General features: G+C 39.6%; 25 protein-coding genes. 17 read left to right on the forward strand and 8 right to left on the reverse strand.

The annotated features are described in order from the left end of the window. Positions 1–52: 52 nt before the first annotated feature. Positions 53–247, reverse strand: a complete 195-nt coding sequence (locus tag PLANO_RS04000; RefSeq protein WP_038703235.1) for an SE1561 family protein — start codon at positions 245–247, stop codon at positions 53–55. A 333-nt stretch (positions 248–580) separates the two neighbouring features. Beyond that, positions 581–961 (reverse strand): OsmC family protein, encoded by a 381-nt coding sequence (locus PLANO_RS04005; RefSeq protein ID WP_038703236.1) that lies wholly within the window; start codon positions 959–961, stop codon positions 581–583. Between the two features lie 77 nt (positions 962–1038). On the opposite strand from PLANO_RS04005, the gene PLANO_RS04010 reads away from it, so the two are divergent. Then, a complete protein-coding gene (locus PLANO_RS04010) occupies positions 1039–2214 on the forward strand; it encodes an MFS transporter (RefSeq protein WP_038703237.1) in 1176 nt (391 codons plus the stop codon). A gap of 46 nt (positions 2215–2260) precedes the next feature. Here the strand turns inward: PLANO_RS04010 and rlmD are convergent, their stop codons facing one another. Then, a complete protein-coding gene (gene rlmD / locus PLANO_RS04015; protein ID WP_038703238.1) occupies positions 2261–3625 on the reverse strand; it encodes a 23S rRNA (uracil(1939)-C(5))-methyltransferase RlmD in 1365 nt (454 codons plus the stop codon). Positions 3626–3666: 41 nt separating this feature from the next. After that, on the reverse strand, positions 3667–4569 hold the full coding sequence (locus PLANO_RS04020) for a TIGR01777 family oxidoreductase (protein ID WP_038703239.1): 903 nt from the start codon (positions 4567–4569) through the stop codon (positions 3667–3669). Between the two features lie 108 nt (positions 4570–4677). On the opposite strand from PLANO_RS04020, the gene recX reads away from it, so the two are divergent. Genes recX through PLANO_RS04035 form a run of 3 tightly spaced genes read left to right on the forward strand, consistent with a single transcriptional unit; the run spans position 4678 to position 6065 of the window. Then, a complete protein-coding gene (gene recX, locus PLANO_RS04025; RefSeq protein ID WP_038703240.1) occupies positions 4678–5484 on the forward strand; it encodes a recombination regulator RecX in 807 nt (268 codons plus the stop codon). Then, a complete protein-coding gene (locus PLANO_RS04030; RefSeq protein ID WP_038703241.1) occupies positions 5477–5809 on the forward strand; it encodes a YfhH family protein in 333 nt (110 codons plus the stop codon). Before recX ends, PLANO_RS04030 begins: the two co-directional genes overlap by 8 nt. 4 nt (positions 5810–5813) lie before the next feature. Continuing rightward, complete coding sequence (locus tag PLANO_RS04035) at positions 5814–6065, forward strand: YfhJ family protein (protein WP_038703242.1); 252 nt, start codon at positions 5814–5816, stop codon at positions 6063–6065. A 46-nt stretch (positions 6066–6111) separates the two neighbouring features. On the opposite strand, the gene PLANO_RS04040 is transcribed toward PLANO_RS04035, so the two are convergent. Beyond that, a complete protein-coding gene (locus tag PLANO_RS04040; protein WP_038703243.1) occupies positions 6112–7092 on the reverse strand; it encodes a metal-dependent hydrolase in 981 nt (326 codons plus the stop codon). 129 nt (positions 7093–7221) lie between these two features. Between PLANO_RS04040 and mutY the strand changes: the two genes are divergently transcribed. The 9 genes from mutY to nikC all read left to right on the forward strand — a co-directional run bounded on the left by mutY (position 7222) and on the right by nikC (position 17258). Further along, positions 7222–8286 (forward strand): A/G-specific adenine glycosylase, encoded by a 1065-nt coding sequence (gene mutY, locus PLANO_RS04045; protein ID WP_269429599.1) that lies wholly within the window; start codon positions 7222–7224, stop codon positions 8284–8286. A 2-nt stretch (positions 8287–8288) separates the two neighbouring features. Then, the gene (fabL, locus tag PLANO_RS04050; RefSeq protein ID WP_038705371.1) at positions 8289–9035 is read left to right on the forward strand and encodes an enoyl-[acyl-carrier-protein] reductase FabL; all 747 of its coding nucleotides are present in this window, start codon (positions 8289–8291) and stop codon (positions 9033–9035) included. A 102-nt stretch (positions 9036–9137) separates the two neighbouring features. Further along, on the forward strand, positions 9138–9665 hold the full coding sequence (gene ntdP, locus PLANO_RS04055; RefSeq protein ID WP_038703245.1) for a nucleoside tri-diphosphate phosphatase: 528 nt from the start codon (positions 9138–9140) through the stop codon (positions 9663–9665). A 77-nt stretch (positions 9666–9742) separates the two neighbouring features. Beyond that, positions 9743–11488, forward strand: coding sequence for an ABC transporter ATP-binding protein (locus tag PLANO_RS04060; RefSeq protein WP_038703246.1), 1746 nt, complete (start codon positions 9743–9745; stop codon positions 11486–11488). Positions 11489–11642: 154 nt separating this feature from the next. Continuing rightward, the gene (locus PLANO_RS04065; RefSeq protein ID WP_038703247.1) at positions 11643–12662 is read left to right on the forward strand and encodes an ABC transporter ATP-binding protein; all 1020 of its coding nucleotides are present in this window, start codon (positions 11643–11645) and stop codon (positions 12660–12662) included. Then, positions 12637–13620 (forward strand): ABC transporter ATP-binding protein, encoded by a 984-nt coding sequence (locus tag PLANO_RS04070; RefSeq protein WP_038703248.1) that lies wholly within the window; start codon positions 12637–12639, stop codon positions 13618–13620. The genes PLANO_RS04065 and PLANO_RS04070 overlap by 26 nt, the downstream gene beginning before the upstream one ends. A gap of 29 nt (positions 13621–13649) precedes the next feature. Beyond that, positions 13650–15263 carry an ABC transporter substrate-binding protein gene (locus PLANO_RS04075; protein ID WP_038703249.1) on the forward strand — a complete coding sequence of 538 codons (1614 nt, stop codon included), beginning with the start codon at positions 13650–13652 and terminating at the stop codon, positions 15261–15263. An 85-nt stretch (positions 15264–15348) separates the two neighbouring features. Beyond that, the gene (locus PLANO_RS04080) at positions 15349–16353 is read left to right on the forward strand and encodes an ABC transporter permease (protein WP_038703250.1); all 1005 of its coding nucleotides are present in this window, start codon (positions 15349–15351) and stop codon (positions 16351–16353) included. Between the two features lie 17 nt (positions 16354–16370). Continuing rightward, the gene (nikC, locus tag PLANO_RS04085) at positions 16371–17258 is read left to right on the forward strand and encodes a nickel transporter permease (protein WP_038703251.1); all 888 of its coding nucleotides are present in this window, start codon (positions 16371–16373) and stop codon (positions 17256–17258) included. A gap of 31 nt (positions 17259–17289) precedes the next feature. Here nikC and PLANO_RS04090 read toward each other — a convergent pair whose 3' ends face one another. Further along, positions 17290–18375, reverse strand: a complete 1086-nt coding sequence (locus PLANO_RS04090; protein ID WP_038703252.1) for an FUSC family protein — start codon at positions 18373–18375, stop codon at positions 17290–17292. 39 nt (positions 18376–18414) lie between these two features. Further along, entirely contained in the window at positions 18415–19701 is a 1287-nt protein-coding gene (locus PLANO_RS04095) for a glutamate-1-semialdehyde 2,1-aminomutase (protein WP_038703253.1), read from the reverse strand. A gap of 124 nt (positions 19702–19825) precedes the next feature. On the opposite strand from PLANO_RS04095, the gene bcp reads away from it, so the two are divergent. The 4 genes from bcp (at position 19826) to perR (ending at position 22375) form a co-directional block, all read left to right on the forward strand. Continuing rightward, entirely contained in the window at positions 19826–20302 is a 477-nt protein-coding gene (gene bcp, locus PLANO_RS04100) for a thioredoxin-dependent thiol peroxidase (protein ID WP_038703254.1), read from the forward strand. A gap of 13 nt (positions 20303–20315) precedes the next feature. Next, the gene (locus PLANO_RS04105; protein WP_038703255.1) at positions 20316–21257 is read left to right on the forward strand and encodes a D-2-hydroxyacid dehydrogenase; all 942 of its coding nucleotides are present in this window, start codon (positions 20316–20318) and stop codon (positions 21255–21257) included. A 2-nt stretch (positions 21258–21259) separates the two neighbouring features. Continuing rightward, the gene (locus PLANO_RS04110) at positions 21260–21811 is read left to right on the forward strand and encodes a cob(I)yrinic acid a,c-diamide adenosyltransferase (protein ID WP_038703256.1); all 552 of its coding nucleotides are present in this window, start codon (positions 21260–21262) and stop codon (positions 21809–21811) included. A gap of 120 nt (positions 21812–21931) precedes the next feature. After that, positions 21932–22375: a peroxide-responsive transcriptional repressor PerR gene (gene perR, locus PLANO_RS04115; protein ID WP_038703257.1), complete on the forward strand. Its 444-nt coding sequence runs from the start codon at positions 21932–21934 to the stop codon at positions 22373–22375. Between the two features lie 51 nt (positions 22376–22426). Here perR and PLANO_RS04120 read toward each other — a convergent pair whose 3' ends face one another. Continuing rightward, entirely contained in the window at positions 22427–22777 is a 351-nt protein-coding gene (locus tag PLANO_RS04120) for a YgzB family protein (protein WP_038703258.1), read from the reverse strand. Positions 22778–23030: the final 253 nt, after the last annotated feature.

The following is a 23030-nucleotide window of genomic DNA, read 5'->3' on the forward strand; positions in this document are numbered from 1 at the left end:
TAGGTTACCAATCAAAAGAAAAATCCGCTCCCAAAGAGAGCGGATTTACACATTATTGATCTTCAGAAGGACGGCTTTGAAATTGTTTCATCTTATCGTCTAAATCATCAACCATTGCGATTAAGCGATCAATATCTTCTAGCTCTGTGTTTTCAGGCTCAATCGTATCTAATACTTCTAAAAACATACTTAAGCGTTGTTTCATATAAGAAACTTGCTGTTCTTTATTCGTAATGGAATTTCCCATGTGATCCACCTCATTTCGCAAGTTAATCGTAACGGAAAACAGAGATAATTTCAATAAACTATGGGTATAACGAATTATTTTACTAGTTTTACTATTTTGAATATTTACTTAATGACTAGTCTATGTTAAGTTAAAGTTAATTAAAAGAGAGGGGAGGCCGAAGGAAATCAGCGAAACCACATCACAGTATCAGGAAATTCGAAGGAGGCGGTTCGCACATTTCATCGGTACTTTAACCGAGAATGATTTTATGAAAAATAAGTTAACCGTATATAAAATGTAAAAGGCTCATCCTCAATCTGATACAGATAGGGAATGAGCCTTTTATGATGTTTAACGAATTTCGTAGGTTTCAACAACTTCAATCGAATCTTGAACAGATTGAACCATCGAGCAATTTTTGCGCGTTAGCTCTAAAATACGAGGCATTTTTTCATCTTTAATATCGCCCGTTATAATAAAATGCAAATGTACTTTTTCTACTCGGCCAGCTTTCTCGTCATTACGGACAACTTCTTTAACTTCAATTTGAATATCCTCAAAAGACATTCTCATTTTGTCAAACACTTTTCTCATTACGCCACCACTGCAAATTGCGAGTGAAGACACCAATAATTGATAAGGTCTAAAACCGTGTTCTTCATTGCTAGAGATTTGAAGATCTCCAAAAGGCAAATGCCCAGTAAATCCATTTTCATTCATCGAAAAATTCATCTTGTAACGCCTCCTTATGATAGAATTGTATCTGAAATCTTCTCAAATACAAAAGAACAAGCTCATAAGGAGGCACCATGAAGTCTTATTTACAAAGTGCCCGTGGAAGATTTTGGATTTTGGTCGCCATCGTCTCCATTTCTGGGTTTTCGCAAGGCATGTTATTGCCGTTAATAGCGGTTATTTTTGAACAAGATGGTGTTTCGTCCGCTTTAAATGGATTAAGCGCTACAGGATTATATGTTGGTACACTATTGATTGCGCCTTTTATGGAACCGCAATTGCGACGGTTTGGGTATAAACCCCTCATTTTAGTAGGAGGGGGAATGGTCATCCTATCCCTTTTTCTTTTTACGTTATGGAAATCCGTATTATTTTGGTTTTTGTTGCGAATATTAATTGGCGTTGGAGATCAAGCGCTTCATTTTTCGACACAAACCTGGATTACGAGTACATCACCTCAACACCGCTTAGGACGTAATATTGCGATTTACGGAATGTCTTTTAGCATTGGATTTGGCGCAGGACCTTTGTTTGTCCCAATGGTAGAAGTATTCGAGGCTTTGCCATTTATCGTATCTGGAATCCTTTGTTTATTGGCATGGTCTTTAGTATTTTTAGTGAAAAATGATTTTCCTGAAGTAACTGGAGGATCTATGACGGCGCGTGGAACAATAGGGCGCTTTAAAGCAGCCATCCTCGTTGCCTGGGTCGCATTTTTACCACCATTAGCTTATGGCTTTTTAGAAGCTTCACTTAATGCTATTTATCCCGTATATGCTCTTCGGCAGTCTATTGAAGTTGGAATGGTTTCGATTATGTTAGCCGCTTTTTCAGCAGGAGCGATTGTTACGCAATTACCACTTGGAAATTTGAGTGATCGAATCGGTCGAAAAAAAGTACTGTTATTAGCATTGACCGGCGGAGCGCTAGTTTTTGCAACAGCTAGCTTTTATGAATCGAATGCTTGGTTAACTGTTGGATTTTTTGCAGTAGCGGGCATGTTTGTTGGTTCAACATTTTCATTGGGTATATCTTATATGGCAGATTTGATGCCAAAAGAGTTATTGCCGACAGGGAACTTGTTATGTGGAATCGGATTTAGTATTGGCAGCTTAGCAGGACCTACTATGGGTGGATTGTTTGTTCAATTCTCAGGAGGATTAAGTTTTCTGTTGCTCATTGCCGGTATTTTATTAATAATTACACTACCGATTGCCCTGAAAAATCCAGTTAAAACGAATAGTGCTTAACAAAAAAGCTGATGTCTAGAGGTTTACCTCTAGGCATCAGCTTTTCTTATTTCAGTACTAATTTCGTAACCGATTCTACTTGTGCAGTTTGTGGGAACATATCGACCGGTTGAATATATTCAATACGGTAAATTTTCGTTAATTGTTGCAAGTCTTTCGCTAAAGTAGAAGGGTTACAAGAAGTATAAACAAAACGTTTTGGTTTTACTTTTAATATAGTTTGCAAAAGTGAATCTGCTAAACCTGTACGCGGCGGATCTACGGTTAAGACATCTGGAACAAATCCTTCGTTACTCCAGAGCTCCAACCATTTCTCGGCTGTACCTGTAACATATTTTGCCGTATAGCCTTGTGCTTTTGCATTGGCTTTAGCATCAACAACACTTTCGTGTAAAACGTCCATTCCACGAACTTCTTTAGCACTGTCCGCTAGCCAAAGTCCAATCGTTCCAACGCCACAATAAGCATCGACAACCGTTTCTTGTCCAGTTAGTTCAGCAGCGCGTTTGATTTCATCATATAGTTTGACGGTTTGAGTCGGATTCAGTTGGAAAAAGGCACGTGCTGACAAATCAAATGCCAATTCACCCAGCTCTTCATGAATCGTGTCTTTGCCGAATAATGTGATTGTTTCATCTCCAAAAATCAAAGAAGTTTTTTCTTTATTGACATTCTGAACGATCGATACTAAGTTCGTATCGATTTTTTGCAGACGTTCCAATAACAATTCTTTTTGAGGAATTTTCGAACGTGTTGTCACTAAGACCAGCTGGATTTCACCAGTATTGACACCGGTGCGTACGACAATAGTACGGATAATGCCTTTCATCGTCTTGCCATCGTATATTGGCATTTTCAATTCTTCCAAAATACGTTTAACGGCATTTGTTATAACCGTTGTATCGGGATGTTGAACGATACATTCATCAATATCTAAAAGTTGATGAGAGCCTTCTGCAAACAATCCGGCGATAACTTTCGTACCTTTGAGACGTGTCTGGAATTGACTCTTATTACGATAACGCCAAGGATCTTCCATACCAATTGTGTCTTCAACTTGTACCGTTGTTCCTTTTAAATATCGTTCCAATGCTTGTACGACTAGATCACGCTTTTCAACAAGCTGCTGGTCATATGTCATATGTTGCAATTGACATCCACCACAAGCTTCGTAAATTGGGCAAGGTGGAGTTTGGCGGTGGGGTGATTTTTTACGAATGTTGATAATGCGTGCTTGAGCAAAATTTCGTTTGACTACCGTTACTTGCGCAGTTATTTCTTCTCCTGGTAATGCTCCAGGCACGAATACGACATTGCGTTTAAAATAGCCAATGCCTTCTCCATTGATCCCGAGTCGTTTAATCGTCATCGGAATTTTTTGACCTTCTTCAATAATAGGTTTATCGTTCATGGATCTCACATCCTTCAGTTAATCATCTCCCCATTATAGTCTTATTTATAGATATCAGCCAGTGCTGATCGTAAATTGGGAAACTTGAATTGGAAACCATGTTGTTCAAGGACAGTTGGTAAAACACGCTGACCCTCGAGAACCAATTGACTTTTATCTCCCAAAGCTGCCTTCATAGCAAAAGAAGGAACTGGAATCCAATGTGGTCGACCAAGTGTATGGGCAATTTCTTTGCCAAACTCTTTCATTTGTTTCGGGTGTGGAGCCGTTACATTAAAGGCACCGGTCAATTGCTCGTTGTCTAACGCAAAAACTAATGCGCGTGCCACGTCTTTAATGTGAATCCACGACAGCCATTGTTTGCCAGAGCCGACAGTGCCGCCAGCAAACATTTTATAAGGTAACGCCATTAAAGGTAAAGCACCTGCATCTTTTCCAAGAATAATACCAAAACGGCCACAAGCTACTCGTAATCCATCTTCTTCTGCACGGTGAGCTAAAATTTCCCAATCACGAACAGTTTGGGCTAAGAAATCTGAACCAAGATCAGCAGAAGATTCTGTATAAGTAACCGTCTGAGAAGGTGGGTAAATACCGACAGCGCTAGCGTTTACTAAAGTTTTAGGTTTTTTCTCTAACTTATGAATAATACGCAGCAATTCATTTGTTGCGTCCATACGACTTGAGTAAATCAACTTTTTTTGTTCTTCACTCCAACGACCATCGTTTATAGAAGCTCCAGCTAAATTAATAAAAGCATCCACACCAGCTAATTGCTTTTCGGGTTGGGCGTCTTCAGCTAACCATTTTACGTATGTAATATTGTGATCGGCCGAGTCTTTGGCTTTTCTTGTTAAAATATATACTTCATCGCCTCTAGCGATTAACAATCGAATCAGTTCTTTTCCTACAAATCCAGTACCACCTGTGATTGCTATTTTCATTTCTATCGCCTCCAGTTTCTTTCTTATTAGCATACCCTTTTAGGTGTCATGCTATGCAATTGTTTGACTGAAAGGTGTATAATATAACAAGAAGAGAGGTGCCAGTAGATGCCGATTATTTCAAAAATCACACAGGGAAAGAAAAACCCTGAAAGGTATAATGTCTTTTTTGAAGATAAATATGCTTTTAGCGTGGATGAAGCGGTGCTTATCCGGTATCAGCTCACAAAAGGAAAAGAGCTAGACCAATGGACGATCGAAGAAGTTAATTTCGAAGATGAAGTCCGAAAAGCATATAACAAAGCGCTTTACTATCTCGGATTCCGGATGAGAAGTGAAGGCGAAGTACGTCAAAAGCTAAAAGAAAAAGAATACGGTGACGCCGTAATAGATGAAGCCATCAAAAAATTGTATACACATAATTTTTTAGATGACCAGCAATTTTCAGAAGCTCTGATGCGAACACAAATTAAATCAGGTAAAAAAGGTCCGCGTGCGATCCAGCAAGATATGCAAAAGAGAGGAATTGACAAACAGATGCAAAAAGATGTTTTGGATTCCTATTCAGAAGAAGAACAATTAGAAGTTGCTAAAGGTCTCGCTGAAAAAATTGCGCTTAAAGAAAAAACGAAAACTCCGAGTCAAATCAATCAAAAAATCAGCGATACATTGATGAGAAAAGGCTATAATTATGCACTGATTAAATTAGCAATCGAAGATTTAGATCTTGAGAAAGACGAAGATCAATGGTCCGATATGGTAACAGAGCAAGGGGATAAATTGTGGCGTAAACATAGTTCTAAACTGACAGGCTACGATTTAAAGTCCAAAGTAAAACAAGGACTTTATCAAAAAGGTTTTCCGAGTGAAGTAATCAGTGATTATTTAGAGAAAAAGGAGCTTGAAGATGACTGAACAAAAGCCATATAGTGACATGACAGAGCACGAACTCCACGGGGAAATTGCCCGGTTAAGAGAAAAAGCGAGAAAAGCTGAACAACTTGGTATCATCAATGAATTTGCGGTGCTGGAGCGAAAAGCAACTATGGCAGCATCCTACTTACTAGATCCTGCTGATTTCAAACCAGGGGAAGTATATCGCATTGAAGGAGACCCGAATGTCTATTTCCAAATTGATTATTTAAAAGGTCGATTTGCTTGGGGATACCGAATGGGTGGAGAAAAACATACGGAAGCGTTGCCGATTTCGATGCTGCGCCCGTTGAAAGAAGGGAAATAAACATATGAAAGAAATTCTTGAGCAACTAACGATTGAGTTATTAGAAAAAAATCCAAATCTCTCTGAAGAAAAAGCACGTACGTGGATTGAACTTTTGGCATCTGACTTTGAATCCTCTTATGCAAAAGCAGGATATGATTATCAAGGTACAGCAGTAGTTGAAAAAGTAATGCGTCAGTGGATCGATAGCTACGGAGACAAAATCCATGAATTTGCTGGGACTAATCCGAAATACGCACACTTACTAAAAGACTAATTGATATTGGGAAAACAAAAAACGCGCACCCTGGGGTGTGCGTTTTCTAGTTATGACTATAGTCTAGTTTTTTTCTTAGTTTGTCTTCACTGAAAATCCATCCAGTATAAGAATTGATGATATTGCAATCTTTGTCTAAGTGGGCAACAGCAACAAATGGATAATAGTCATTACTGCGATACCGGAGATCAATTAATCGAACTTCAAAAATGTTACCGTACTCATTGATTTCCCAGCGATATAATGGAGAAAATGAAATAAACGCGGAGATATTTTTATCTTTCATAGCTGCTTGGATCAAATTGTTTTCAGGCATTTCTTTTTTCATGAACTTATCATAAATGTTAATCGTTCGTCCATATGCTCGTCCTACATAATGGTGGCGATCTGTATCAGCAGCAATGCGCCAGTGTAGAAAGCGCATTGTTGGGGCCACGAAAACTTTAGTAGCACCTGGAATGGTATTCAGCACAGCGCGTTTGATAGCTGCCTGTAGCGCAAAACGCGCAATATAGTAGAAGAATAACGTAATATAAAGAATGGTCATTGTCCATACCGGATTTGCGCCGAAAGCCCAGATAATCAGAGCCAGTATATGTGCGCCAAAGATGATCGGATCGAATGTATTTATGACACCGAGAGCAATCCACCGATTAGAAATCGGCCTCAGTGCTTGGGTACCATATGAATTGAAGATGTCGACAAAGACATGCATAAATACGGCTAGAAAAGACCACAACCATAAATGCAGTAAATTGGCTTCAGGGAAAAAAGAGTATAATCCACCTGCAATTAATAATGGCCATAATAACACAGCGGGAATAGAATGAGTCGCACCTCTATGATGCCGAATATAAACAGCGTTGTCCCGCAATTTTAAAACGGTATCAACATCTGGAGCTAAAGAACCGATAATTACACCTGAAACAACAGCGGTCATGGTGACGGGATGGCTAGCGACAGCCGGGTCGGCCATTGCAAATCCGCCAAGGGCAATGCCCATGACAATGTGCGTACCTGTATCCATTGTCTTATCCCCTTTCTTAGAAGTTAATCTTTATATAGAATTGAATAGATTTGTTAAAATAAACGTATTCCTCATTTTAATATACCCGAAATGGAACTGGAATAATCAACATGAACGGAGGTTGCAACCATTACACTTAATAAAAACCAATTTCAAAATGACTTGATCAATTGGTTTGCAGCAGAGAAAAGAGATTTGCCTTGGAGACGTACAGCAGATCCTTATCAAATCTGGATTTCAGAAATTATGTTGCAGCAAACTCGAGTTGATACGGTTATTCCTTATTATAAACGCTTTGTCGAAAAATTTCCCACATTGAATGACTTAGCAGAAGCTGACGAACAAGTTCTACTAAAGCAGTGGGAAGGACTTGGTTATTATTCTCGTGCGCGAAATTTACAGGCAGGAGTCAAAGAGGTAGCTGAAAATTATGGAGGAATCGTTCCCAATAACCGAAAAGAAATCTCTTCGTTAAAAGGTGTGGGTCCATATACAGCCGGAGCGGTCTTAAGTATTGCTTATGGCATTCCAGAACATGCAGTAGATGGCAACGTGATGCGTGTGTTGTCGCGTATTTTATTGATAGAAGAGGATATTGCCAAACCAAAAACGCGCAAAATTTTTGAAGAAGCAGTAACTGAGATTATTAGCCACGAAGATCCATCTTCATTCAATCAAGGATTGATGGAGTTAGGCGCGTTAATTTGTACGCCAACCTCACCCAAATGTTTGTTATGTCCTGTACGTGAACATTGTGCTGCATTTCACGAAGGTAAACAAAATAAATTACCTATTAAAACAAAAGCTAAAAAAACAAAATTACTGCAATATGCAATGGTGGCCATACGTAATAACGATCGATTGCTAATGGAACAACGACCTAGTACCGGACTGCTCGCCAATATGTGGCAATTTCCGATGCTTGAAACAATAGCAGATGTGTTGCCTCTAGAAATTGAAGAGCAGCTGTCGGAAAGCTTACAAGGCGTTGTTGACAAAGTTGAAAAAATTACTTCTTTCAAACATGTCTTTTCTCATTTAACATGGAACGTGGATGGCTTTATAGCCGAGAGTGAAAATATTGTTGTGCCTGCTCATATGAAATGGGTAACAGCGGAAGAGTTAGAGTTATTGCCAATTGCTGGACCTGTTCAAAAGATGAAAACAGCTTTACAACAAAGAGGAGATGTTTGATGATGACAGAACAAAAAGTGGCATTAGTAACAGGAAGTAGTAAAGGACTTGGCAAGGCACTTGCCATCGCGCTTGCAGACCAAGGATACGATATTGTTGTCAACTACGCACGCAGTAAAACAGCTGCACTTGATACTGTAAAAGAAATCGAAGCTCGAGGCCAAAAAGCATTATTAGTCCGAGCGAACGTTGGAGATGTTGAAAAACTACGCGGCATGTTCGAGACGATTAAAGAAGAATTTGGTCGTCTAGATGTTTTTGTTTCTAATGCAGCATCTGGTGTATTGCGCCCGATTATGGAATTAGAAGAATCGCATTGGGATTGGACGATGAATATTAATGCCAAAGCCATGCTTTTCGGAGCTCAAGAAGCTGCGAAATTAATGGATAAAGGCGGTAAAATAATTGGTATTAGTTCATTAGGTTCAATTCGTTATTTGGAAAACTACACAACAATCGGTGTTTCAAAAGCAGCGGTAGAATCGATTACCCGTTATTTAGCTGTAGAAATGGCGCCGCTCGGAATTGCTGTGAATACAGTGTCTGGTGGAGCGCTTGATACAGATGCATTAAAACATTTCCCAAACCGCGACGATTTACTAGAAGACGCTCGCGTCAATACGCCAGCTGGTCGTATGGTAGAAGTAGACGACATGGTAAAAGCGGCATTGTTCTTGATTTCTTCTGATTCGGATATGATCCGCGGCCAGACTATAATTGTAGACGGTGGACGTTCGGTCGTTATGTAATCCTTTGGTCCTTATGCCTTATTGCTGTATGTTTTCAGAATTGATTGATATAATACGGAAATAGCAGATAAATAAGGCTTAGACAAAAAGGTGGGGTAGTACATGGCGATTCCTGCGGAGGGTGAAACAATCCAAATCCACAGTTACAAACACAACGGTCGCATCCACCGTGTCTGGCAGGAAACAACTGTACTGAAAGGTACGAATAATATTGTAATTGGTGCAAATGAACGGACGCTAGTGACAGAATCCGATGGACGAACTTGGTTAACGCGTGAACCATCAATATGTTATTTTCACGCAGAGCATTGGTTTAACATCATCTGCATGCTCCGAGAAGACGGGGTTTATTATTACTGTAATGTTAGTTCTCCATTCGTATATAATAATGGCTCGTTAAAGTACATCGATTATGACTTGGACGTAAAAGTGTTTCCAGACATGTCGTACACGTTATTGGATGAAGACGAATACGAAGACCACAAGCGGCAAATGGGATATCCTGAAGTGATTGATCAAATACTTCACCGAAATGTAGAAAAACTGATCGGCTGGATTAAGCAGCGCAAAGGCCCGTTTGCCCAAGACTTTATCGAAGTATGGACGAACCGCTATGAATTTCATAGGTAAAACCGGATTCGTGATCAAAATGAAAACCTGTTGCTTGCCGACAGGTTTTTCGTTTTGTATAGAAAGGAGTGAGAAGTTTGAGTAGTATGAAACGCTATATGCAATTTGTCAAACCGTATTATTGGCAAATTGCATTGACAATTGTCATTGGCATATTCAAGTTCGCAATCCCGCTATTCATCCCACTGCTTATCAAAATTGTCATTGATGATATTATTGGAGCGGATGCGCTGTCTAATGCAGAAAAGTTAAGGCAGTTGTATTTATGGCTAGGTGGAACCGCAATTGTTTTCTTCTTATTGAGACCACCAATTGAATATTTCCGCCAATATTATGCACAATATGTTAGCAACAAAATCCTTTACGATATTCGTGGCTATTTATATGGTCATTTGCAACGTTTGAGTTTACGTTATTATGCAAACACGCGAGCGGGCGAAATCATTTCTCGTATGATCAATGACGTCGAGCAAACAAAAAACTTTGTCATGATCGGTTTAATGAACGTCTGGTTAGATCTTGCGACAATCATCATTGCCATTATTATTATGTTGACGATGGATGTTTCATTAACTGTAGTGGCGTTGCTAGCGTTTCCGTTTTATGCGTTTAGTGTGAAATACTTTTTTGGTCGTCTACGTGATTTAACGCGAGCACGGTCACAAGCTTTAGCAAATGTTCAAAGTTACTTGCATGAGCGCGTACAAGGCATGAGCATTATTAAAAGTTTCGCGTTAGAAAAACATGAACAGAAAATTTTTAACGATACTAATGATCAATTTTTGGAAAAGGCGATTGATCACACAAAATGGAATGCTAAAGCATTTGCAGTAGTTAATACCATAACGGATGTTGCCCCGTTAATGGTGATTGGCTACGCGGGTTACCAAGTTATTCAAGGAGATTTAACCCTTGGTACCATGGTGGCGTTTATCGCTTATATTGAGCGGCTCTATAGTCCACTGCGTCGTTTAGTCAATTCTTCAACAACTTTGGTTCAATCATTAGCTTCGATGGACCGTGTTTTTGAGTTAATAGATGAAGACTATGACGTAACCGATAAAGAAAAAGCACATGATTTAAAAGTCGTGGATGGTAAATTGGAATTTCGCGATGTTTCTTTTCATTACAATGATGGAGGAACTGAAGTGCTGTCGAATTTAAATTTCACTGTAAAGCCTGGAGAAACAGTCGCTTTTGTTGGCATGAGCGGCGGCGGAAAGTCGACAATCGTGTCGCTAATCCCACGATTTTATGATGTAACGAGTGGCGCCATTTATATGGACGACCATGATTTGCGCGACGTGACCACTCATACATTGCGTGACCAAATTGGTTTAGTATTACAAGATTCGATTCTCTTTAGCGACTCAGTAAAAGCAAACATCCTTATGGGGAAACCAGGCGCGACTGATGAAGAAGTAGTAGCGGCCGCAAAAGCTGCTAATGCAGATGAGTTTATCTCGCAATTGCCTGAAGGCTATGACACAAAAGTTGGCGAGCGCGGTGTTAAATTATCAGGAGGACAAAAGCAACGTGTAGCAATTGCACGTGTGTTCTTGAAAAATCCACCGATTCTAATTTTGGACGAAGCTACTTCAGCGCTTGATCTTGAAAGTGAAGCATTAATACAAGATTCGTTGGAACGATTAGCGCATGACCGGACTACTTTAATTGTGGCCCATCGTCTTTCAACAATTACGCATGCAGACCAAATTCTTGTAATCGATCACGGTAAACTTGCTGAAAAAGGAACACATAATGACCTAATGAAGCAGCAAGGTGTGTACCATAATTTATTCCAAGTGCAGCATTTTAATTAAACTAGTTAAGAGCCTCCAGGTTTTCTGGAGGCTCTTTTTAAATGTAAGGGTTACCATTTTATACTAAGAAGGTATTGCATTAATAATAATATTACGTATAATTGAAAGAAGGAGAATGTTCTGAATAATTTTTTTGTGTAAAAGGGGGAGCATCATGACTGAGCGTAAAACCATCTTAGACGTTAAAGGTTTACAAACATCCTTTTTCACAGATGATGGAGAGATACCAGCAGTAGATAATGTAAATTTTCACATACGAGAAGGAGAAGTGCTTGGCATTGTCGGTGAATCGGGATGCGGTAAAAGTGTAACTTCACTTTCAATAATGGGACTTGTTCCAAGTCCTCCTGGAAAAATTACAAGTGGAGAAATTTTATTTCAGGATAAAGATTTAACAAAATTATCTGAGAAAAAAATGCGGGAAATCAGAGGTAATGATATCGCAATGATTTTCCAAGAGCCGATGACTTCGTTAAATCCATTGTTCACAATTGGCAATCAGCTTCGCGAAGCTATTAAAATTCACAAAAAAGATTGGTCGAAAGAACAAGTTCAAGAACGCGCGATTGAAATGATGAAACTAGTTGGCCTGCCAAGACCGGAAGGCTTAATGAAAGAATATCCACACCAATTATCAGGCGGAATGCGCCAACGTGTCATGATTGCGATGGCTTTGTTGTGTGACCCGAAAGTGTTGATTGCAGACGAACCAACCACAGCACTTGACGTTACCATACAGTCTCAAATTTTAAAACTGATAAAAAATCTTAACGAACGATTAAATACGGCCGTATTATTGATTACTCACGATTTAGGAGTAGTAGCTGAAACTTGTGAGCGAGTAGTTGTGATGTATTCAGGAAAAGTAGTTGAAGAAGGTCCTGTTCATACAATCTTCAACGATCCACAACATCCTTATACAAAAGGCTTGCTCGAGTCAGTTCCTGATATGCGTTTTAAAAAAGAACGACTTTATTCGATTCCTGGAAACGTTCCTAAACCAGGATCGATTAAAACAGGGTGCAAGTTCGCGGCGCGCTGCGAATTTGCGTTTGATCGCTGTCTAACTGAAAGCCCGGAGCTGTATCAAACGGCGGAAGATCATCAAACCCGCTGTTTCCTATTTGATCCGAAGGAGGTACAGTCGCATGACAGAACCGTTGTTGAAAGTTGAAGGGTTAAAAAAATATTTTCCGATTAAGTCTGGGATTTTAGGTAAAGTAAGCAATCATGTTAAAGCAGTAGATGACGTATCCTTCACAGTTCAAGAAGGTGAGACACTAGGTATTGTTGGTGAATCGGGCTGTGGGAAATCCACAACAGGTCGTATGTTAATGCGACTTTTAGAACCGACTGAAGGGGTTGTGACTTTCGACGGTCAAGAATTAACGAGTTTATCAAATAGCGATATGCGGAAAGCGCGTCGTGATATTCAAATGGTTTTTCAAGACCCATATGCGTCATTAAATCCGCGTCATACGATTGAGAAAATTTTAATGGAACCGCTAAATGTTCATAATATAGGCGATCCAAAAGACCGCAAAAAGAAAGTACATGAGTTTTTAGAGATTGTGGGATTGAGTAGTTATCATGCAAAACGCTATCCACATCAATTTAGTGGTGGTCAGCGTCAGCGTATTGGTATTGCGCGTGCATTAATGACTAACCCAAAACTAATTATTGCAGATGAGCCTGTTTCAGCACTTGATGTATCTATTCAGGCACAAGTACTGAATTTGATGCAAGATTTGCAAAAAGAGTTGAAACTTACTTATATATTTATTGCCCATGACTTAGGGGTGGTTCGACACATAAGCGATCGTGTGGGTGTTATGTATCTTGGACAAATGGCAGAACTTGCTAACACAGAGGATTTGTACGAAAAACCACTACATCCGTATACGCAAGCCTTATTGGCTGCAGTTCCGGTACCGGACCCAGACTTTGTTCGGGAAGAAGTGATTATCACGGGTGATGTTCCAAGCCCAGCAAATCCACCAAGTGGTTGCAGGTTCCATACACGCTGTCCATTTAAAATGGACATTTGTTCAGAAGTTGTACCTGTTTTTGCAGAAGTTGAGGTAGGTCATTCTGTTGCCTGTCATCTTTACGAAGAGTCCAGGCCGCAATGATAATAAATAGAAAAAATGGAGGGGTTAATTTGGGGAAGAAAAAGTTCTTAACGTGGTCATTATTATTGCTTTTATTAGTATCAACAGCACTTTTTGGCTGTAGTTCTGACGACAGCTCAGACGAAGACGGAGGTAGTGACGGAGGATCCACTGAAGAGAAAACATTGATCTTTGGACGTGGAGGCGACTCTGTTTCTCTTGATCCAATTTCGATTACAGATGGAGAATCATTTAAAGTAACTAAAAACATTTTTGATACTTTAGTAAACTTTGGTGAACAAGATACAGAAATCGAAGCTGGATTGGCGTCTGAATGGACACCATCTGAAGATGGATTAACGTATACGTTCAAATTGCAGGAAGGCGTTAAGTTCCACGATGGCGCTGATTTTAATGCAGAAGCTGTAGTGAAAAACTTTGAACGCTGGGCAGCTGGAGACGGCGAGAAATTCCCTTACTATGGTTCGATGTTCGGTGGTTACGGAGATGAAGAAGGACATGTAATTGATTCTGTTGAAGCAACAGGCGATTACGAAGTTGTCTTTACATTAAACCGTCCACAAGCACCATTCCTTAAAAACTTAGCTATGAGTCCGTTCGCGATTGCTTCACCAACAGCAGTTGAAGAAGCTGGAGACTCTTTCGGAGATAACCCAGTGGGAACAGGTCCATTTAAGTTTGTTGAATGGAAACGTAACGATACGATTACAATTGAAAAATTTGATGATTACTGGGTGGAAGGCGAGCCGAAATTGGATCAAGTCGTATTCCGCGCAATTCCAGATAACTCAGCTCGTTTAAATGCTTTATTATCAGGAGAAATTGATTTGGCAGACGGGATTACACCATCTGATGCAGGAACAATCGAAGGCGATGATAACCTTCAATTGTTTGAACGTCCATCTATGAACGTTGGCTACCTTGGAATGACTGTAACGCGTGAACCATTTGATGATCCTAAAGTTCGTCAAGCAGTAAACCATGCAATCGACAAACAAGCGATTGTAGATGCATTTTTCGAAGGACGCGCAGAAGTAGCGAAAAACCCAATTCCGCCAGTAATTAGCGGATATAACGATAGCATTGAAGGTTACGAATACAGCCCTGAAAAAGCTAAAGAGTTGTTAGAAGAAGCAGGTCTTAAAGACGGCTTTGATATGGAACTTTACGCAATGCCAGTTCCACGTCCATATATGCCAGATGGCCAAAAAGTTGCAGAAGCAATTCAGAAAAACTTAGCTGATGTTGGCATTAACGCTAAGATTGTATCATTTGAATGGGCAACGTATTTAGAAAAAGCTGCAAACGGAGAAGCTGATGCATTCTTACTTGGATGGACTGGCGATAACGGCGATGCAGATAACTTCCTATACGCTTTGCTTGATCAAGATAATGTCGGCACAAACAACTACACGTACTATAAAAACCAAGAATTGCATGATCTTTTGATCAAAGCTCAATCAGAAGTTGATGAAGATGCAAGAAACGAATTATACATGCAAGCTCAAGAAATCATCCATGAAGATGCTCCTTGGGTTCCACTTGCACACTCTACACCGCTATTAGCTGGTGGGAAAAACGTAATGAATTTCAAAGCACATCCAACAGGTTCTGACAAATTGGCTTCAGTAGATTTGGAGTAGGCAATTCACGGGAGGGAGTCGGGATGATTTCCTCCCCCTTTTTTTTACTGCTATACATATTGCAAGAGATGGAGAGGTGAAGAAGATGCTTCACTATATTGGAAGAAGACTTTTACAGTTAATCCCAGTTTTACTTGGTATGACATTTATCGTCTTTATGATCATCCGTGCCATTCCTGGCGATCCTGCACAAGTTATTCTTGGTCAGCAAGCATCCGAAGAAGCAATAAAAGCATTACGAACAAATCTAGGATTAGATAATCCTTGGTATATTCAGTATTTTGACTACCTAAAAGGATTGATTACTGGCGATTTAGGAGAATCACTTCGTACACGTACTCCTGTAGTAGATGAAGTATGGCCATATTTGGCTGCTACGATTGAACTCTCTTTATTCGCTATTATTATTGCGGTAGTAATCGGAATTAATGCAGGTATTATTTCAGCTTGGTTCCAAAATTCTTGGTTTGACTACTTGGCTATGATCATTGCATTGATTGGGGTATCGATGCCAATCTTCTGGCTTGGGTTAATGAACCAATGGATTTTCTCTATTGAACTTGGGATTTTACCGACTACTGGTCGAGAAAATGTCCGAGATCCTGTCGATGTCATAACTGGTTTCTATGTACTAGATACATTGATAGCAGGGGATTTTAACCAATTATCTACTGTACTTAAACACCTCGTTTTACCAGGAACAGCTTTAGCGACAATTCCGATGGCCATTATTGCAAGAATGACTCGTTCAAGCATGCTAGAAGTTATGCGTTCTGATTTTGTTCGAACAGCTCGCTCGAAAGGTTTATCGATGTTTTGGGTTGTATACAAACATGCGCTCAAAAATGCAATTATTCCAGTGCTAACGATTATCGGACTTCAGATGGGGCTTCTGCTAGGTGGTGCCATTTTGACAGAAACCATTTTCGGATGGCCAGGAATCGGACGTTATATCTATGAAGCAATTGGTTTCCGTGATTATCCGGTTATTCAGTCAGGTATCCTAATTGTCGCGTTTATATTTGTTATGATTAATTTAGTTGTCGATTTGCTATACGGTTTGGTCGATCCACGCATCAAATATGATTAGGAAGGAGGAGACGTATTATGGCTGAAACAGTAAACAATCAAGAAAAAGAAGAGTTGCAGAAAGTCGCTGGTCCTTGGAAAGAGGCTTGGCGAGGTTTCCGCAAAAGTAAAGTAGCGGTTGTTGGTATGGGTATTGTTATCTTCTTTATTTTGTTAGCAATTTTCGGACCACTCATTACATTACAAGGCATTAATGAACAAAATCTGTCTCAACGGCTTATGCCTCCTTCTTCTACTCATTGGATGGGTACAGATGACTTTGGTCGAGATATTTTATCGCGCGTTGTATATGGTGCTCGAATTTCTTTATGGGTTGGTTTTTTAGCAGTTATTGGATCTGTTGTTGTAGGGAGTATTTTAGGGATTTTAGCCGGTTATTACGGACGTTGGGTAGACACAATTATTTCACGTATCTTTGATATCATGCTAGCTTTTCCAAGTATTTTGCTAGCAATCGCGGTTGTATCGGTTCTAGGACCTTCTTTACGAAATGCGTTAATTGCCATTGCCATCATCAACGTACCTAACTTTGGTCGTTTAATTCGCTCGAAAGTGTTGAGTATTAAAGAAGATGAATACATTATGTCAGCAAAAGCAATTGGTATGAAAGACAATCGTATTCTTGTTTCTCATATTCTACCGAACTCTATGGCACCAGTAATTGTTCAAGGAACATTGGCTATTGCGACAGCAATTATTGAAGCTGCGGCACTTGGATTTTTAGGATTAGGTGCTCAAGCTCCGTCTCCAGAATGGGGCAAAATGTTAGCAGACTCGCGTTCGTATTTAACAAATGCACCATGGACCATGATTTTTCCAGGGGTAGCGATCATGTTGACAGTACTCGGCTTTAACTTAATGGGTGACGGTTTACGTGACGCATTAGATCCACGAATGAAATCATAAAAAAAGTGTGAGGCATTTGCCTCACACTTTTTTATATGGAATTTTCAAGTTCTGTGTCTACTTCTTCTGAATGGTAATTCAAATAAGCAATGATGAGTAAGTCCAAATGTTCTAGTTGCTCTTCATAATCTAAAATAGCCGATAATACGTGCATTAAATGATAAACTGAAAATTCGCCTTCATTTTCTTCATGTGCCAAATTAATCTCTTTTACAAAAATCGTCATCACTTCGTTACGTCTCATAACAGCGTCTGTACCAGAACCTTCGCTATGTTCGGGGCGCAATTTGCCAACATATTTCATATAAAGTTGCTCGTGGTAACTTGCTAAACTTTCCAATCTCTCTTGAACCATCATATGAAAGTGTTGAGGAAGTTCCATCAACTCATTTTCGAAACGGTTCAAGCGTCTTAATACCTCTAAACTTTTCTTCGATGTCGCAATCATTTGACGGTAAAGTACCAGTTTACGTGCTTTCGCATATTGTTGCTTTTTCGTGTAGCTGCGTTCTTCTTTATAAAACGAGTACCATTGATCAACTTTTACTAGGTTTTCTGTTAATTTATCAATATCTTCTTTTACCGAGACATGATCAGATGCATGTCGAATGGAAACGCGAATCCAACGAATCACTTCTTCGCTAACAGAATGGATGGATTTGAACAAACGAGTTTCATATTTAGGTGGAAGAAATATCATATTCACGATAAATGCAGAAATTATCCCAAGCATAACGGTGGAAATTCTCAATGACGCAAAAGTTAAAAAGTTTGTAGAATGAGAGTCCATGATGATAATAATCGTTACTAAAGTTAATGGAACAGTATTTTCTAGCTTTAGCTTCAACATGACGATAATTGCTAATATTGCTGCGGCTCCAATGGTTAAATAATTGCTGCCGAGCGTTAACACAAAAACAATCGCTATGGTAGCACCGATCAAATTTCCATAAATTTGATCAAGTAACGTTAAATAAGAGCGGTAAATAGATGGCTGGATAGCGAAAATCGCCGCTACCCCTGCAAAAACAGGGGAAGGCAAATCCAATAAGTTGGCCAGATACAAGGCCATTGAAATGGCCACGCCAGTTTTAAAGATACGTGCACCTAATTTCATGTACTTAGGGACTCCTTCCTCAAAAACGATTTACGTTAATTATAACTGTTTAAACGCCTTACGTACCGCTTGAATAGAAAATTCTATATCTTCTTCTGTATGTTCCGTCGTTAAAAACCAAGCTTCGTATTTTGATGGCGCTAAATTGATGCCTTGAGCGAGCATCAATTTAAAGAAGCGACCAAAAATTTCACCATTTGATTCTTCTGCTTGCTCGTAGTTTTCTACTATTGTATCAGTAAAGTAAATAGTCAATGCACCTTTTAATCGGTTGACAGTGATTGTAATATCAAATTCTTTAGCCGCTGCCAAAATCCCTTTTTCTAGTTTTTCTCCGAGTTTATCCATTTTTTCATAAACGCCTTCTTGACCCAGAACTTCTAAACAAGCGATTCCAGCTTGTATGGAAGCGGGATTTCCAGCCATGGTACCAGCTTGATAAGCAGGGCCTAAAGGAGCTACTGTTTCCATTATTTCTTTTTTACCACCATAAGCTCCAATTGGTAACCCACCACCAATGATTTTACCAAGAGCGGTAAGGTCAGGTGTCAACCCAAGCATATCTTGAGCGCCACCATAATGGAAACGGAAAGCGGTAATAACTTCATCATAAACAATGAGTGCCCCTTTTTCATGGGCAATGCGATGAACTTCCTTCAAGTATCCTTCTTTTGGTTCAACAATTCCGAAGTTACCAACAATGGGTTCAACCAAAAGACAAGCAATTTCTTCTCCCCAATGATCCATTGCTTCTGAAAAAGCATCTATGTCATTAAATGGAACGGTGATCACTTCTTCAGCGATAGATTTTGGGACACCTGCTGAGTCAGGGGTACCGAGTGTCGCAGGACCAGATCCAGCAGCAACAAGCACCAAATCTGAATGGCCGTGATAGCAACCTGCAAACTTCATAATTTTAGTTCGTCCCGTATAGGCACGCGATACGCGAATTGTGGTCATAACTGCTTCTGTGCCACTGTTTACAAAGCGAACTCGATCCATGTTTGGCATTGCTTTTTTTAGCATTTTAGCGAAAGTAATTTCATGTCGTGTGGGTGTGCCGTAAAGCAGGCCAGTTTCTGCTGCATATGTAATTGCTTTTGTTATATGTGGATGGGCGTGACCTGTAATGATTGGCCCGTACGCTGCTAAATAGTCTATGTATTTATTGCCGTCAACATCCCAAAAGTAAGCGCCTTTACCTCGTTCCATAGCGATAGGGGATCCGCCACCTACTGCTTTAAACGATCTTGATGGACTATTAACACCACCGACGATGTGTTGTAATGCTTCTTTGTGTAACTCTTCTGATGTCGAATGATTCATTAGATGATTGCCTCCTATTGATTAAACTCTTCTTTATTGTAGACAACCTTGTTCTGAAACGCCAAAGAAATTGAAACTAAGCTCAGTGTTCGGTACGATAGAAGAAAGAAAAGGAGTGGGTAAGATGACGGTAGTAGAAGGCATGCAAGCGCCAACATTTTCACTGAAAAATGAAATAGGAGAAATTGTTTCACTGAATGATTTCACAGGCGATAAATACGTAGTTCTTTACTTTTATCCGAAAGATATGACTCCAGGTTGTACGACACAAGCATGTGATTTTAGAGATGCCGAAGCTGACTTCTCTAAACTAAATGCGGTAATTTTAGGCGTAAGTGCAGATTCAGAAGACCGACATACTAAATTTATCGAAAAACATGGATTGCCATTTTCACTTTTAGTAGATGAAAACCACCAAATGTCTGAAGACTATGGCGTCTGGGTAGAGAAGAATATGTATGGCAAAAAATTCATGGGCATTGAGCGTTCTACTTTTTTAATCGACCCTACAGGTACTGTTGCCAAAGTGTGGCGGAAAGTAAAAGTACCAAATCATATTCAGGATGTTTTAGAAACTTTAAAAACAATTAGAAAGCAGTAAGAGGGGGGCAATTATGGAAGTTTTATTTACATTTGTTCCAAGAGAAGATCAACAACAAAGAATTCAAGAAGAATTTCCAGAAGTCGATTTTCATTTCCTTTATCGAGATAAGACTCGATTATCAACGGCAGACATTATCGTTACTTATGGAGAAGATTTGACCGCGGAAGATATTGGAACAGCTGAAAAAGTAAAGTGGATTATGGTTGCTAGTGCGGGGATTGAAAAGCTACCGCATCAAGCGATTGAGTCACGTGGCATTACCGTATCGAATGTTAAAGGAATTCATAAAACACCAATGGCGGAGTCTGCATTAGCACATTTATTGGCTATTAAGCGATCGCTACCAGTAATTTACGAAAATCAACATAAACAACAATGGGTAAGGAAAATAAGCTCTTCAGAGTTAAGTGGGACGACAGCACTGATTCTCGGACCAGGAGCAATTGGATCGGAAATCGGTCGATTGCTACAAGCATTTGGTGTTCAGACGATTGGTTGTAATCGCTCTGGCAGACAAGCTCCAAATATGGATGAAATGATTTCTTTCGAAAAGGTTCTTGATAAGTTACCAGAGGCAGATTACGTAATCTCTGTTTTGCCAAGTACAGATGAAACGAAAGAACTTTTAAAAGAAGAGCACTTCAAGGCTATGAAGGACACAGCGATCTTTATGAACTTCGGTAGAGGTGATTTAGTCACAGACGCAACTTTAGTAAATGCTCTACAACAAAATGAAATTGCGTATGCCGTTTTAGATGTGTTCGAACAGGAACCGCTTCCTGCAGATCACCCATACTGGTTAATGGACAATGTAATTGTCTCACCACATATTTCTAGCAAATCAGGAAAATATGTAGACCGTACACTCGACATATTTATACCGAATTTGGAAAAATGGCTTATTGATCAATCTGTTCCAACCAATCTAGTTGATATGGAAAAGGGGTATTGAGCATGAAGATTTACACTAAAACTGGCGATAAAGGCACGACTTCACTCGTCTACGGAACTCGTGTAGCAAAAAATGATGTAGTAGTAGAGGCGTATGGAACGTGTGACGAAGCAAATACATTAATTGGTTTAGCAATTGGACATCTTTATGCGGAGTTTTTCCAGGAGAAAGAAGAGCTTCTGAAAGTCTTTCACGAAATTCAGACCACGTTATTCCATGTAGGAGCTGAACTTGCTACACCTAAAGATAAAGAAGTGAAATGGAAACTGACGGAACAAGATATTTCAAAGCTTGAACAATGGATTGATCACTATGACGATGCAGTTCCAACGCTGAGTAATTTCATTTTGCCTGGAGGACATCCGGCTGGGGCGACATTCCATGTGGCGAGAACTGTAGTTAGACGAGCTGAGCGTACAGTGCTGTCTATTGGAAACGATGTTTCGCCAAATGTTTTAGCATATTTAAACCGATTGTCGGATTTTTTGTTCGTCGCAGCTCGCCTCGTCAATCAGCGGCTTGGTCGAGTAGAGAGAGGTTTGCACGATAATTAAAGTGGAAATGCGTGACAACCGGCGGTAATATAGTGATTTCTTGACATCTGACTCTTTTATTAGGTACACTGTTTATAACAATTACAATGTAAGAATATCTATGAAGTGAGGTGCACGGCGATGTCTGAAGTACAATTAAAAGACGCGCTTGATGCTTTGAAGTCAACAGGTGTAAGAATCACACCCCAACGTCACGCGATTTTGGAGTATATGATTCATTCTACAAATCACCCAACAGCGGATGACATTTATCGCGCGCTTGAAAAAACGTTTCCTAATATGAGTGTCGCAACTGTTTATAATAACTTACGTGTGTTCAGAAAAGCAGGATTGGTGAAAGAATTAACTTATGGAGATTCTTCAAGCCGTTTCGATTTTGTTACACATGACCATTATCATATTATCTGCAATGATTGCGGTAAAATTGTTGATTTCCATTACCCAGGACTCGATGAAGTGGAACATTTGGCTTCCCATGTCACTGGATTTGAAGTTGATTACCATCGACTTGAAATTTACGGGACATGTCAGGACTGCTTAAGCAATACGGCGAAAGCTCAATAGAATTTTCAAAAAAAAATAAGCTTACTGCTTTTAGGCAGTAAGCTTATTTTTTTATTGTGAGCTTTTTTTATTGTAGTCTTGGTCAAACTCTTTACCTTCAAGAGAGCGATCCATTGTTAAAGGCTCGTTGCAGTGCATGCATATATCAACACGACCGAGCATTTTTGTATGTTTTCCACAATTCGGACATTCTACTGGTACGGTTTTCATGGATAACAAGCCAATCCAAGCATAAACACCTGTACTTCCGATAATTGCGAGTACACCAAGCAACATTAGAATCACCATTATAACGGGCTGATTTCTGAAATAGATACCAACATACATAATTACGATCCCAATAAAGATTAATGCCAACGCAAACGTCCGAATGCGATTGATTTTATTTTTATAAGGTTTCATGGTTTATTTCCTCCTTGCATCCATCATACTATATCATAAATACCCTTAAAAAGTGATATCGGTTTTAAAATGAAGGAATCCGCAGTAAATATGTCGAAATAGAGAAAAGCGGAAGTTAGTTTGATTAGCATAGAAGTTTGAGCTAAAGAGGACGGGGAATCCCGGCAAACAAATGGGAAATGAAAACAAGCTGGAGTTTACAGCTAGGCATACCTCTTAATCCTAAGAAGGAATGCGGTAGAGACAGCAAGGA

Source organism: Planococcus sp. PAMC 21323, from assembly GCF_000785555.1.
GTDB lineage: Bacteria > Bacillota > Bacilli > Bacillales_A > Planococcaceae > Planococcus.

What these genes read in the sequence shown, in the direction of transcription:
- PLANO_RS04000 (WP_038703235.1), bottom strand. Translation starts at nt 247, where the DNA reads ATGGGAAATTCCATTACGAATAAAGAACAGCAAGTTTCTTATATGAAA.
- PLANO_RS04005 (WP_038703236.1), bottom strand. Translation starts at nt 961, where the DNA reads ATGAATTTTTCGATGAATGAAAATGGATTTACTGGGCATTTGCCTTTT.
- PLANO_RS04010 (WP_038703237.1), top strand. Translation starts at nt 1,039, where the DNA reads ATGAAGTCTTATTTACAAAGTGCCCGTGGAAGATTTTGGATTTTGGTC.
- rlmD (WP_038703238.1), bottom strand. Translation starts at nt 3,625, where the DNA reads ATGAACGATAAACCTATTATTGAAGAAGGTCAAAAAATTCCGATGACG.
- PLANO_RS04020 (WP_038703239.1), bottom strand. Translation starts at nt 4,569, where the DNA reads ATGAAAATAGCAATCACAGGTGGTACTGGATTTGTAGGAAAAGAACTG.
- recX (WP_038703240.1), top strand. Translation starts at nt 4,678, where the DNA reads ATGCCGATTATTTCAAAAATCACACAGGGAAAGAAAAACCCTGAAAGG.
- PLANO_RS04030 (WP_038703241.1), top strand. Translation starts at nt 5,477, where the DNA reads ATGACTGAACAAAAGCCATATAGTGACATGACAGAGCACGAACTCCAC.
- PLANO_RS04035 (WP_038703242.1), top strand. Translation starts at nt 5,814, where the DNA reads ATGAAAGAAATTCTTGAGCAACTAACGATTGAGTTATTAGAAAAAAAT.
- PLANO_RS04040 (WP_038703243.1), bottom strand. Translation starts at nt 7,092, where the DNA reads ATGGATACAGGTACGCACATTGTCATGGGCATTGCCCTTGGCGGATTT.
- fabL (WP_038705371.1), top strand. Translation starts at nt 8,289, where the DNA reads ATGACAGAACAAAAAGTGGCATTAGTAACAGGAAGTAGTAAAGGACTT.
- ntdP (WP_038703245.1), top strand. Translation starts at nt 9,138, where the DNA reads ATGGCGATTCCTGCGGAGGGTGAAACAATCCAAATCCACAGTTACAAA.
- PLANO_RS04065 (WP_038703247.1), top strand. Translation starts at nt 11,643, where the DNA reads ATGACTGAGCGTAAAACCATCTTAGACGTTAAAGGTTTACAAACATCC.
- PLANO_RS04070 (WP_038703248.1), top strand. Translation starts at nt 12,637, where the DNA reads ATGACAGAACCGTTGTTGAAAGTTGAAGGGTTAAAAAAATATTTTCCG.
- PLANO_RS04080 (WP_038703250.1), top strand. Translation starts at nt 15,349, where the DNA reads ATGCTTCACTATATTGGAAGAAGACTTTTACAGTTAATCCCAGTTTTA.
- nikC (WP_038703251.1), top strand. Translation starts at nt 16,371, where the DNA reads ATGGCTGAAACAGTAAACAATCAAGAAAAAGAAGAGTTGCAGAAAGTC.
- PLANO_RS04090 (WP_038703252.1), bottom strand. Translation starts at nt 18,375, where the DNA reads ATGAAATTAGGTGCACGTATCTTTAAAACTGGCGTGGCCATTTCAATG.
- PLANO_RS04095 (WP_038703253.1), bottom strand. Translation starts at nt 19,701, where the DNA reads ATGAATCATTCGACATCAGAAGAGTTACACAAAGAAGCATTACAACAC.
- bcp (WP_038703254.1), top strand. Translation starts at nt 19,826, where the DNA reads ATGACGGTAGTAGAAGGCATGCAAGCGCCAACATTTTCACTGAAAAAT.
- PLANO_RS04105 (WP_038703255.1), top strand. Translation starts at nt 20,316, where the DNA reads ATGGAAGTTTTATTTACATTTGTTCCAAGAGAAGATCAACAACAAAGA.
- PLANO_RS04110 (WP_038703256.1), top strand. Translation starts at nt 21,260, where the DNA reads ATGAAGATTTACACTAAAACTGGCGATAAAGGCACGACTTCACTCGTC.
- perR (WP_038703257.1), top strand. Translation starts at nt 21,932, where the DNA reads ATGTCTGAAGTACAATTAAAAGACGCGCTTGATGCTTTGAAGTCAACA.
- PLANO_RS04120 (WP_038703258.1), bottom strand. Translation starts at nt 22,777, where the DNA reads ATGAAACCTTATAAAAATAAAATCAATCGCATTCGGACGTTTGCGTTG.